Annotated in this window: 9 protein-coding genes; 6 read left to right on the top strand and 3 right to left on the bottom strand. The window is 59.9% G+C overall.

Annotated features, from left to right (window positions below; translation table 11 throughout):
• The 4 genes from VSR68_RS07385 (at window position 1) to VSR68_RS07400 (ending at window position 4,289) form a co-directional block, all read left to right on the top strand.
• Window positions 1-1,290, top strand: a complete 1,290-nt coding sequence (locus tag VSR68_RS07385) for a CoA transferase (protein ID WP_342939192.1) — start codon at window positions 1-3, stop codon at window positions 1,288-1,290.
• A 57-nt stretch (window positions 1,291-1,347) separates the two neighbouring features.
• On the top strand, window positions 1,348-2,712 hold the full coding sequence (locus VSR68_RS07390) for an MFS transporter (RefSeq protein WP_342939193.1): 1,365 nt from the start codon (window positions 1,348-1,350) through the stop codon (window positions 2,710-2,712).
• Window positions 2,713-2,806: 94 nt separating this feature from the next.
• Window positions 2,807-3,607, top strand: a complete 801-nt coding sequence (locus VSR68_RS07395) for a TetR/AcrR family transcriptional regulator (RefSeq protein WP_342939194.1) — start codon at window positions 2,807-2,809, stop codon at window positions 3,605-3,607.
• A 247-nt stretch (window positions 3,608-3,854) separates the two neighbouring features.
• Complete coding sequence (locus VSR68_RS07400) at window positions 3,855-4,289, top strand: PaaI family thioesterase (RefSeq protein WP_342939195.1); 435 nt, start codon at window positions 3,855-3,857, stop codon at window positions 4,287-4,289.
• Window positions 4,290-4,682: 393 nt separating this feature from the next.
• Here VSR68_RS07400 and VSR68_RS07405 read toward each other — a convergent pair whose 3' ends face one another.
• A complete protein-coding gene (locus VSR68_RS07405; protein WP_342939196.1) occupies window positions 4,683-5,807 on the bottom strand; it encodes a porin in 1,125 nt (374 codons plus the stop codon).
• Window positions 5,808-6,022: 215 nt separating this feature from the next.
• Window positions 6,023-7,582 (bottom strand): long-chain-fatty-acid--CoA ligase, encoded by a 1,560-nt coding sequence (locus VSR68_RS07410; RefSeq protein WP_342939197.1) that lies wholly within the window; start codon window positions 7,580-7,582, stop codon window positions 6,023-6,025.
• A 292-nt stretch (window positions 7,583-7,874) separates the two neighbouring features.
• Between VSR68_RS07410 and VSR68_RS07415 the strand changes: the two genes are divergently transcribed.
• Window positions 7,875-9,986 (top strand): helix-turn-helix transcriptional regulator, encoded by a 2,112-nt coding sequence (locus VSR68_RS07415; RefSeq protein WP_342939198.1) that lies wholly within the window; start codon window positions 7,875-7,877, stop codon window positions 9,984-9,986.
• Window positions 9,987-10,001: 15 nt separating this feature from the next.
• Complete coding sequence (locus VSR68_RS07420; RefSeq protein WP_342939430.1) at window positions 10,002-10,685, top strand: helix-turn-helix transcriptional regulator; 684 nt, start codon at window positions 10,002-10,004, stop codon at window positions 10,683-10,685.
• Between the two features lie 446 nt (window positions 10,686-11,131).
• Here VSR68_RS07420 and VSR68_RS07425 read toward each other — a convergent pair whose 3' ends face one another.
• On the bottom strand, window positions 11,132-12,457 hold the full coding sequence (locus VSR68_RS07425) for an epoxide hydrolase (RefSeq protein ID WP_342939199.1): 1,326 nt from the start codon (window positions 12,455-12,457) through the stop codon (window positions 11,132-11,134).
• Window positions 12,458-12,540 lie beyond the last annotated feature (83 nt).

A 12,540-nucleotide genomic window follows, 5' to 3' on the forward strand; every position in this document is an offset into this window, starting at 1 on the left:
ATGGCCGGACCGCTCGAAGGACTCAAGGTCGTGGATTTTTCCCGCGTGCTGGCCGGCCCGTTGTGCGCGCGGACGCTAGCCGATCTCGGTGCTGACGTGATCAAGATCGAGCCACCGCGGCCCGACGTGTCGCGTGCCGCGTTCCCGAATCGCGATGGCATGTCGGGCTACTACGCTCAGCAAAATAGCGGCAAGCGCAATATCAGCATCGATCTTAACGCACCGGGCGCACGTGAGTTCGTGCTGCGTCTGTGCGACGAGGCTGACATCATCGTCGAGAATTTTCGGGCCGGCACGCTCAAGGGTTTTGGACTCGACTACGCCACACTCGCGAAGCGCAATCCAAGGCTGGTCTATGTATCGATCACAGGTTATGGCCAGCGCGGCCCGTGGGCGTCGCGCATGGCCTACGCGCCGACCGTGCAGGCCGAAACGGGATTCACGCACAACACGCTGCGCCATTTCGACAGCGCGGGCGACGGTCGCAGATGGACCGATCCCCTGTCCCACGCGGACGTCTATGCTGGCCTGCAAGCAACCATCGCCGTGCTCGCGGCAGTGCGAAAGCGTGAAGTCACCGGGCGCGGTCAATACATCGACGTCGCGATGGCGGCTGTGATGCTGTCGATCAACGAACGCGCTCACCTTGATCTCGCGGGTGTCGATACGGGCGCCGAGCCGGGCATCCTCGGCGCCGCCGACGGACCGCATTTCGTCGGCCCTGGTGGCGAAGAGTTCGTGGCGGCGCAAAGCATCGTCGGCAGCAATACGTTTCCGAACTACTTGCGCGCAATGCGCCGTATGGACCTTGCGCAGGATCCGCGTTTCAGCACCGCTGAGCGCCGCCTGCAGAACTACAAGGCACTGCACGCGGTAATCCAGACGTGGATGCTGTCGTTCCGTGATCTCAAGACACTCGATGCGCAACTCGACGAGGCCAAGATCGCGATTGGCCAGATTCGTACGCTGAAGGAATTGGCCGAGACCGATTGGGCAAAGCAATGGGGTGCGGTTCACGAGATCACGGATCGTCGCGGCGGCTCATATCTGATACACGGCTATCCGTGGCACTTCTCCGACGACGAGCTTGGGATGCGCAGCGCGCCCGCGTTTCGCGGCGAGCATAACGAACAGGTGTTCCGCGAAGCGGGAATGGCGGATACCGAAATTCGCAATGCAATCGATACCGGCGTTCTGGTCGGCGGCGCGCTACCGTCCGCGAAGAAGATTGACGCTTTCGTTCTTGCGCAAGCGAGTGAGTTGCAGAAAGTGACGGACGAGGAGCTCTGATCACCGCGATACACCTCGTATTTACGGTATCAACACAACACGTCGGAGGAGGACTGGATGGAAGTGATGAAACAAGCCTGCGTAGAGGCGTCATCGTCGGATGACAATGCCCTCCTTCGGAAGGCCTACGCTGCGGCGCAATGGAGAATACTGCCGATACTGTTTGGCTTATGGATGCTGGCGTGGGTCGGCCGTTCAAACGTTGCCTTCGCGAAGTTGCAAATGGTAGTGGATCTGCGCTTCAGCGAAACGGTGTATGGATTGGGGGCCGGCCTCTTCTTCGTCGGCTACGTGCTGTTCGGCGTCCCTACTACGATGCTGCAAAAGAAGTTCGGTGCACGCGCCGTGCTTGCTGGCATTGCCGGCGCCTGGGGACTAACGAGCGTCGCGATGACGTTCGTCAATAGCGCGCCGTCGTTCTACGTGCTGAGGTTCCTGCTCGGCGTGTTCGAGGCCGGCTTCTACCCGGGCGTCGTGTTGTACTTCAATGCGTGGTTCCCGGGGAAAAGGCGCACGCGTAACTTCAGCATCTTCCATTCGGGATCACTCTTTTCGACGGTCACGATTGGTTTAACGGGGGGATTCGTGCTCGAGCACATGAACGGACTGGCCGGCTTTCAGGGCTGGCGATGGATGTTCTTTGGTCAGGCGATCCCCACGGTCGTGCTGGCGTGCGTCGCGTTCATGATGCTTCCGGATCTGCCTCGCGGCGCCAGGTGGCTCTCCGCGCGTCAGCGTACGCTCGTCGAGGATGATCTCCGACAGAACGCCGAAACGATGAGCGATACCGGCAAAGACGGCAGTCGTCTGTTGCTCAACCCAGCCGTCTGGATCTTGAGCGCCGCCTACTTCTGCCTCCTCGCCGCTACCGCCGCACTGTTTTTCTTCTCGCCGACGATACTTCGTGAGGCGGGATTCGGCGGATACAAAGAGATTGGCCGTGCAGTCGCTGGTGCCTGCGCGTTAGGAGCATTGGGCAATGTGCTCATCTGCAGCATCGGGGGCAGTGCGCAGCGTCGGCGGCTCTTCTGTGCGTTGGCGTCGGTCTTTACAGCGGTGAGCCTTTCGGCGCTCGTTTTCGTATGGCACAGCAGTACTATCGCGACGTTTTTGCTGCTTGTCCTCGGCTTCGCGGGAACGGGGGCGGGTATAACGCTCTTCTGGCAAATGTCTGTCGGTTTTCTCAGCGGCAGGTCGTTAGTGGTCGGCGTGCCGTTGATCAGTTCTGTCGCCAATGTCGCCGGCTTCGTTACGCCTTTTCTGATTGGATACGTCCGCGACGCAACAGGAACTTACGCGAGCGGGTTCATCATGATCGCCTGTGTGCAGGCACTTGGTGTCGTGGTTCTTCTTTTTGGCGTGCAGCGCATTGCCAAAAGGCGATCGCCCGTTGACGATGTATCGGTTCGATGCCCAACGTGATTAATCGATGTCGACGTGGGCGCGCCAGGCATGCGCCCTGGTCTGACAGCCAACGGCGCCATCACGCGGCTAGAATGCCTATAGGAAAACACGGTTGTCAGCACGTGATCCGCAATATTGCGTACCTCTCTACGCAGAATTTATAATCGATTCCTTGTCGTACTCCACGAACGAAGGCTACGTGAGTCCTAAGTCATCTATCGCGAAGAGCGCGGATTACCATCATGGCAATCTGCGCAACGCGCTCATCGAAGCGGGGCGCAGCGCGCTCATGGATGTATCAGCACAGGACTTGAGCCTGCGTTACCTCGCGCGCATGGTGGGCGTATCGGAAGCCGCGCCCTCGCGACATTTTTCAGGTATCGACGAGTTGCTGGCCACGATCGCGGCGAGTGGTTATCGTGACCTCGCAGCGCTGCGCGTTGCGATCCGTGACAGCGAGGATACGTCGCTTTCCAAGGCGTACCGGATGATGCGGGTGTATGTTGAGTTCGCGCAGCGTCACAATGGGCTGTTCGGCCTGATGATCGGGCCTCGCATCGTCGCGCATCAAGCGTATCCAGAACTCATCGAGGAGAGTAACAGGTCTTTTGGGTTGTTTTGCGAGACGATTGAGGCGCTGGCCATTGAGACTGGCTGGACCCAGGCCGATCTCAAGCTGGTGACCCATGCCGCGTGGAGCATGGAACACGGTCTCGCCACGCTGCTCCTCGCGAACCGCGCGCCGCGGGCGGACACCAAAGTCGCTATACCAAAGTTGATCGATTTTGTCTTGATGACCTTGCTTAGCGCGATCACGGCCGGTCCAGATCATCTCCAGCGCGTGATCCAGCAATGCGCTCTCTCTGAGAAGCACGTGGGTACGCGCACGTCTCGCAAGCGCGTCAAAGCTTAGTTATCGCCGCTGTTGAATGCTAACCACCCGCCGTCGAATTTCGTTCTGAGCGTGCGCGGTATCGTGGTCGATGAGGATCGCTGCGGCGCAGTGCTGTTACGTTGTGAAGCGAGCGTTGGGGTCTTGCCGCCATTCCGATGTCAAGTTTCAGTTAACAGATCGTCAACTCCTACGACGTTCATTTCCGCGCCAATAACTTACACTTCGAAGCGAATATCTAAACGCAAAGTCGTTCCGGAGGGAGTGGATGCATTCATCGGAAATGAGCGGTCTTGAGTTGCTGCGCGCAGTTGCTTCGGGCCATATGCCCCGCGCTTCGATGGGAGAAACGATTCCCATGTCGTTTGCCGAGGTCGATGCCGGATATGTGAAGATGACAGCGCGCGCCAGCAGCCAACATCTGAATCCACTGGGTGGCGTGCACGGCGGCTTCGCCGCAACCGTACTAGATTCCGTGACCGGTTGCGCCGTACACTCGATGCTGGAGCCCGGAGTCGGGTATGGCACGATCGACCTGCAAGTGAAGATGCTGCGACCTGTGCCGCGCGATCAGGACGTCGTGGCGGAGGGCAGAACGGTCCATCTCTCGCGGAACATCGCAACTTCCGAAGGCACTTTGAAGTCTCTCGACGGAAAGCTTCTCGCCACGGCGACGGCAACTTGCCATTTGAAGAGACCCTGAACCACCCCGACAATGACCCCTGCGGTAGCGCACGGCGAGGTATGCCGTGCGCGCCAGGCAGACTTGTGCTGTTCGCGGAAGGACTTACGGTGTCAAGCGTCGAGACGATCAGTCTGGTCGTCCATTACCGAAACTAGCCGAGGGAGTGTGGAAAGCAATTCTTTCGGGTCAAGGCGAGTTTCGTTGGCCTGCTCGGGTGATCCTTGCCGGGCGATAACCGCTACATCGCCAGTTTCAAGAAGACCACCTCAGAGCCTCGGCCTCCCGCTATCCTCGACGCTGCGCCCTGGTGCCATCGCGAGGCCCGCAGGCTCGAATCGCCAAGTCCCCATGAAGCCGCGTCAAGGGCGCGGACGCCTTTCGTGACGGCGCCCGCACATCCGTCGCGCAAGACTAGAAACGGTGTGTCATACCAATCAACGCCAAGGTCTGCGATGTACCTTGCGCCTGCACGCGAACACCCGGCCAGCTTGTGCTCGCTTCACCATGATTCTTCATATAGCCGGCGCGCGCGTACAGGCTCGTGCGTTTTGACAACGAATGGTCGTAACCCGCCTGAATTCCCCATGTACTGTCTTCGGCGCCGCGCACGTTACGGTTGATGCCTGCGATTTCAAACACGTCCGCTGGCGTTGCCTGGATCGTTGCACCTACTTCAGCGAGACTGTATGGGTGCGAGGTGTCGAGCAATGCCGCAAGCGAATGCGTCGGTACATCCTTTGCGTGGTTGTAGGAGTAGTTGGCCTGCAGATTGACGACGCCGATGCGATATGCGACTCCCGCCGAATAGTGCTCCGTGTTGGCGAGCGTCAGCGCGGCGGGCAGGCCGGGTATGGTAGCGAACCCCGAATGCTGGTACTGATAGGCAATGCCGACGTACAGTCCGTACCCGTTATATGAGGCGGAAACGTCCAGAATGTTGCCCGTCGTGGCGGGCGTCGGTTGCGTGACCGTCGCCGCGAAAGCATACATGGCATCGATCTGGAATCCTGCCAGCACCGGCGACTGATAGAGGATCGAATTGCTGGCCCGTCCCGCTACGTATTGCGTTGAAAACGTGTTGCGGTCTACGGCCAATACGCCGGCCGACAGTGGCGACATGATGTCGTTGGCCCGAAATGGATCGGTTGGGTAGATCGCTCGAAAACTCGGCTCGTACTGGCGGCCGAACGTCAACGTGCCGTAGTCGCCATGGCTCGATCCCACCCACGCCTGCCGGTAAAACAATGCGGATGTGTCGATGAACCCCGTTCCGTTATTGATGTTGAAGCCATTCTCCACATCGAAGTCAGCCTTGAGACCTCCGCCGAGATCTTCGCTGCCTCGCAAGCCGAACATCGAGCCTGTACTGCCGCCGCCACGCTCCGAAACGGAGCTCATGCCGCCGTTATTCAGGTACTGAATGAAAGTGTCGGCAACTCCGTAGAGTGTCACGCTCGACGGATCGGCCATTGCTGTGCCCCCTGCCATTGCCACTATCACGCCTCCAATGCCACGGCTCATCCGGCTAAAGCGCATGCATGTCTCCTTTCTATGTATCCCCGCTCGTTGGCGGATGGTTGCACTACTGGTCCTACGGGTGAAACCAGAAGGGGGCGCGGTGTTGACGCACATGCCCTCTTGAATCTTTCGTGGAAAAGAAGCGGCTGCAGAACAGCGTGTGATGCAGGTGTTTGCATGGACACCTGCGTTCTGGCGCTGAGTCGTATAGCGAATGAAATGAAGACAACCGATCAGCCAACTTGCCGGCTCTGGTTTTCCCAGTAATGCGCGCGCAGGTCTTGCTTGAGAATTTTTCCCGCCGCGGAAAGCGGCATTGCCGAGCGGAACTCGACGGATTTCGGACACTTGTATCCGGCGATGAACTGGCGGCAGTGCTCCCGCAGATCATCTACGCTCGGATTGCTCCCCGGCCGTACCACGACCACGGCATGGACGGCCTCACCCCAACGCGGATTCGGAATGCCGATGACCGCACACTGGACGACGGCGGGGTGGCGAGACAGCACGCTTTCGACTTCAGCCGAGTACACATTCTCACCGCCTGTCACGATCATGTCCTTCATGCGATCGACGATGAACAGGTAGCCGTCGTCGTCCATATAAGCACCGTCGCCCGTATGGAGCCAGCCGTTGCGCAGCGTTTGCGCGGTCTCCTCATGCCTGTTCCAGTAGCCCTGCATCACGTTCGCGCCTCGCACGACGATTTCGCCGATCGTGTTACGCGGCACTTCCACATCATTCTCATCGACGATCTTCACCGTGACGCCGAGGCTGGCGCGACCGGCCGAGCGGTAGAGCCCGCTAGCCCGCGCTGCGGTTGAGTGATTGAGGGGTGGATTCACAGATACGACGGGCGATGCTTCCGTGAGTCCGTACGCGTGAAAGAATTCGATGCCGGGCAACACGGCAAGCGCGGTATCGAGCACGGCCGCGCTAATCGGCGATGCGCCGTAGTAGATGCGCTTCAGCGTGCTCAGGTCGCGTGCGCCGAAGTCGGGGTGCTCGAGAACGGCCTGGAGCATGGTGGGCACCAGCAACAATTCTTCCACCTTGTGACGCTCGATCGTTTCGAGCACGGCACGCGGGTCGAACGATGGTAGTACCACGTGGGTATCGCCCGCGGTGAAGTGGCCGACCGCGCGTGCCATCGCTGCGATGTGGAACAGCGGGGCCGCGTGCAGCGATACAGTCGTGCCCTCGAAGTGGCGATATTCCGCCATGCGCGACACGGTTGACGACCATAGGTTTAGATGCGACTGCATCACGCCCTTGGGCTGACCGGTCGTGCCGCCCGTGTACATGATCGCGGCAAGATCGTCGCCGCCGCGAAAGGAATCGTCGACGGGGGACGTATAGGAGATCAACTGCTCATACGAAAGCATGCCGGCAGGGGCACTGCCCTCGCCTGCATAGATCAGGACGGGACGACTGCGCGCGCTATCTGCAATCGTGGCGGCCATCGGCAGAAAGTGGTCGTCGACGATCAGGATGACGGTGTCGCAATCGTCGAGCGAATACACGATTTCCGCCACGCTCCAGCGAATGTTGACGGGATTGACTACCCCGCCGCCCCACCAAACGCTCAGCAGATACTCGATATAGCGGTCGGAGTTGAGCGCGAGCATCGCGACACGCTCGCCCGTCTTCGTGCCGAGTTTCTGCATCGCGCCCGCCAGCCGTGCGACGCGGCCGTGCAGTTCGCTGAACGTCTCCGAGCGTTCGCCGAAAATGACGGCCGCGCGGTCGGGCGACTGTTGCACGAAACGGTGCAAGCCTTGGGTCAGGTACATGATGTCTCCGTGTTCTTGTGCCGGCCATTGATTCGGGGAAGGCCGATCCTTGCTCGAATCGATACCTTAGGGGGCGCCACGCGTGTTGTCCTGTATCGAAAGGAGGAAATCGCGGACGGATGTCGAATAGTTCGAACGAACTACGACGACGCTTTGCGACTATGGAAGAATTGCGCGGCAAGATTTTGCGCCGCGGCGACTCGAGGAATTGGATGGGATAATGATTTCGCTTGTGTCGAAAATCCGGGCATCATTCGCGCGGTAAGCTTGCATATATGCATATACACGGGCCATGTCCTTGCAGCCCTTGCAAGTAACATGGCTCAAGGGCAGAGATTTCGGAGTTGAGTCGGTGAGTACATTTGGCGACGTTGGCGCTCGAAACAATGACAGCAGTACGCCGGGCATCGTTGCATCCAAACTCCGTCCGCCCGCCAACCATCCGACGCAACTCGCCCGCCCGCAACTGATCGACGCAATCACCGGCGCGCATGCCGCGCGGCTCGTGCTGATACGCGCGGCTGCGGGCTTCGGCAAAACCACGCTCTTGCAGCAGTACGCGGCCTGGTGCCGGATACACCGCCGCGACGCCGTCTGGCTGCGGCTCGACGACGCCGATAATGATCTGCGACGCTTCCTGGTGCACTTCCACGCCGGCCTGCAATCATTGTCCGGCGCAACGCGCGACGATCATGCTTCCCTCCATGCGAGTAGCGATGAGCGCTTTTGCAACGCTTTGATCGAACGGATCGCTGCGCATACGCGAACACTGTCCATTCTGATCGATGACTTCGAGACGATCCACAACCCGCCCGTGCTGGCCTTCGTACAGCGTTTGATCGGAGCGCTGCCACCAGGCTGCATGCTGGTTGTCGCCTCGCGCGGCACACCGGAGATCGGACTCGGACGCATCCGTGCGCGCGGCGCACTGCTTGATATCTCGCCTGGCGCACTGCGCTTCTCACTGGCCGAGACTACGCGATTCATTCGTGAAAGTTGCGCCATACCGCTGCGCGATCGCGAAATCGCCATGCTCCATCGCTGCACCGAGGGCTGGCCGACGGCCATTTATCTCGCGACACTTTCACTGCGTAACAGAACCGATCATGCCGCCTTCGTCTCGTCGTTCTCTGGTACCCATATCGAGCTGGCAGAGTTCCTTGACGATGACATCCTCGCGCAGCAAAGCGAGGCTTGCCGCGCCTTTCTGCTCGACACAAGCGCACTGCCGCAATTCTCGGCTGATCTATGCAATGCGGTGACAGGACGTAGCGATAGCCGCGAGATCCTCGATCACCTCGACCGTTCGAATCTTTTCCTGGTTCCGCTCGACGGCGAGCGCAACTGCTATCGCTATCACCGGCTGTTCGGGAGCTTCCTGCGCCACCGGCTTCACGTCGCGCACGCAGGGCGCGAAGCGCAGATTCACTGGGCCGCCGCTAGCTGGTTCCTCGAAAATGGACAGCCGATTCCCGCCATCGAGCATCTGCTCGACGCAGCAGAACATCAGGCCGCACTCGAGCAAATCAGCCGGCACGCACGACGCTTCCTTGGCGCTGGCCGCATCCGTTTGCTGATGCGCTGGCTCGATCGCATCGATCCTGCCCTGCTCGCTTCGATGCCCCACGTACGGCTGGTTTACGCCTGGGTGCTGCTGCTCAATCGCCGTTATGCGCAGGCGCTGCGCACTGTGCAGCATATCGCTTCGGAAGGGGCGCGCGACGCGCAGCGAGAGGAACTGGCACTCGAGGCCGAAGCATTGCGCAGCGTGCTGTTCGCGTTGACCGACCAGGTGGAGGCGAGCCGGCAAACAGGGCTCGCAATCCTGAAACGGTTGCCCAACGACGCCGACTTCCCCTATTTCACGCTCACCAATTCGCTGGCCTACAGCCTCGTCTCGACGCATTGCTACGACGAAGCGCGTAGCGTGCTGTCGTGCGGCCTTCAGCGAAGGAATGGTCATCCGTTCGTCGTGATGCGCTCGATGGCGGAAGCAATCGAAGGCATCATCGATCTCGTGCAAGGCCGTCTTGGCACCGCGCTTGCGCGGATGGCCACTGCCTCCTCTTATGAATGGCGGGAGCAACGCGATGATGTGGCGGGAAACCGCACCAGCATCGACATTTCCCGTTCGCTGGCGCTCTACGAAGCCAACGAGCTCGAAGAAGTCTCGCGGCTGCTCGCCGATTCGCTGCCGCTCGCCAAGAGCGTAAGCCCGCCGGACTCGCTGATTGCCGCTCATGTGCTCTATGCGCGAGTTGCCCTGATTCGCGGCGATCGCGAGCAATGGCTGCGACTACTGGCGGAACTGGAACATCTGGGCCGCTCGATCACGCTGGACCGAGCCGTGTGTTCGTCATGGCTCGAACGTGCCCGTGTCGCGACACTTGAAGGCCGCCTGTAAACTGCGGAGCAGGCGCTGCGCGCGGCGTATCAACACGCACAATGGGAAAGCCCGGAAATCTCCTTTCACGCCAACGATATCGATCTGCCGTCACTCACGCGTGCGCGCCTCGACATTGCGTCAGCCCGATACAAGCTCGCAGAAGGCGTGCTGCGCGACGCCCTCGATCACGCGACTGCCTGCCAGCGATACTGGCGCGCGCTGAAAATCCGCTTGCTGCTGGCGCTCGCGCTCGACGGCCTGGGCGAGCGAAGGGCGGCATTCGCAGAACTCACAAAAGCCCTTCAGCTTGCCAGCCACGAGGGCTTTATACGAGTCTTCGTCGATGAGGGATTTCCGCTGATGTCGCTCGTCTTCGGCTGGGCTGAACAGCATCGCAACGATATGACGACGCTAGGCGTCGTGCCGGCGTTCGTAGATGGCTTGCTGGCACTCGCCGATCAATCGTATCCAGGTCTGGTGCTTCGCAAGGAGGCTCCGGCAGGCAAGCCGTCGCCATCGTGCGAAGCACTGACGCCGCGCGAACTGGATGTACTGCGCTTGCTGTCAGCGGGACACAGCAATAAGATCATCGCCGAAAAACTGTTCGTTTCAGAACTTACCGTCAAGTCCCATTTGCGAAAGATCAGTGCCAAGCTCGGTGCCAGGAACCGGACTCAGGCTGTCGCAATAGGAAGAGCGACGGGTTTAATTCCCTGACGGCGGCGTCGTGGTCAACCCACGACTATGTGCCCTGATAGGCGCCAAAAGGTTGGCAAAGGCTGCAGTGAACGCCATGCCTTTGCCGCGCGTGCTGACATGTCCCACGCTTTAGTCCGATAACGGTGTAGGTATCGTGAACTTTTTATGTACCTATCCCGCCTGCCTACCGTTGCTGCCTCACGGCAATCGCCGCATCCAAACGGTGACAGATCGATATAGACCTGACTCGGTTGGTTGAACAGCAAAGGTGAACGTCCATTAACCGATCATCATGAGACGCCCGAGGTGTGTGAGCGGGAACCGCGAAGAGTCCAGGATATCGGGATTACGCGCGACCTTCGCCACCGGTGTGTTCCGCGTGCGGGGCCACAGCAACGCTTGACCGAAGCTGCGCGTGTCCAAGTTGACGAGCGCGCGGGGCACGGTCGTCCTCAACGTTGAACTCAGCGCAGCGACTGGAAGCTCGAGCGAACCTCTTGCGTGAAAGCGTGTGATTGCTCCCAGGCGGCAAAGTGTCCTCCTTTCGTGAGACGGTTGTAGTGGATCAGTTTGGGATACGCCTGCTCCGCCCAGCTTCGCGGGGCGGCGTACAGTTCGTCCGGAAAGACGCTGATGGCAACCGGAATGGTGACGTGCTTCGGCTCGAAGAAGTTGAACTTGTTTTCCCAGTACAGTCGGGCCGACGATATTCCGGTGTTGGTCAGCCAATAAAGCGTGACGTTGTCGAGAATGTCGTCTCGCGAAAGACCTTCGGACTGTCCATCAAACACGCGCGTAATGAGCGCGAGGCTGGCTGCATCGTGGTCGAGCATCCACGACGCGAGGCCGACAGGCGAATCTTCGATCCCATACAGTGTTTGCGGCCGGCCCGCCATCTCCTGCGCATAGCCGAGACCGTGCTTATAGAAAAAGTCGAGCTGATCGAATGCGTGCTTCTCGTCGGGCGAGAGACCGGCGGGAGCCGGATCGCCGAATTTCAATGCATGTGCAACGTCGTCCGGTACGGTTGCCGGCATGTTGGTATGGATGCCGAGCAGTTCCGGCGGCGTGAGCAGCGCCATCTGTTCCGTGACAGCGTTCCCCCAATCACCACCTTGCGCCACGTATCGCCTGTATCCGAGACGCTGCATCAGAACAACCCAGGCGCGTGCAATGCGAGCGGGGTCCCAGCCGGTTGTCGTTGGCTTGCCTGAGAAACCGTAGCCGGGCAGCGACGGGATCACGACATCGAAGGCGTCCGATGCACTCCCGCCATGGGCCGTCGGATTGGTCAGCGGATCGATGATCTTCAACTGCTCGATGATCGAGCCGGGCCATCCGTGCGTCACGATGATCGGCAACGCATTCTGGTGTTTCGAACGAACATGGATGAAGTGAATGTCGAGCCCATCGATCTCGGTGACGAATTGCGGCAAGGCATTGAGCCGCGCTTCGATCTTGCGCCAGTCGTACTCCGTCGACCAGTAACGCGCGAGTTTCTGCATGGTCGCGAGCTGCACGCCCTGCGATGCATCCGTGACCGTTTCCCGCTCAGGCCATCGTGTCGCCTTGATGCGCCGGCGTAAATCGACAAGTTGCGATTCCGGCACATGCACGCGAAGCGGACGGATAGCGGTCTTGTCGCCGCCCTTTGGTTGTGCGACTTCAGTGATCACCTGATTCGTTTCTGCGAAAGCAAGCCGGCTCAACGAGGCAGCAGCAACGGTCGCCGCTGCGACACCAACAAAGCGACGGCGCGACAGGGTCTGGGGAGGGATATCGTTTAACACTCTTGCTCCTATTGGCAATCAGTCGGGCTAGCGATGAGTGATCAAGCACTCTCGTGATTGCCCACCTGAGCCGTCTTCAAGGT

Source organism: Paraburkholderia phymatum (genome assembly GCF_038900715.1).
GTDB classification, from domain to species: Bacteria; Pseudomonadota; Gammaproteobacteria; order Burkholderiales; family Burkholderiaceae; genus Paraburkholderia; species Paraburkholderia phymatum_A.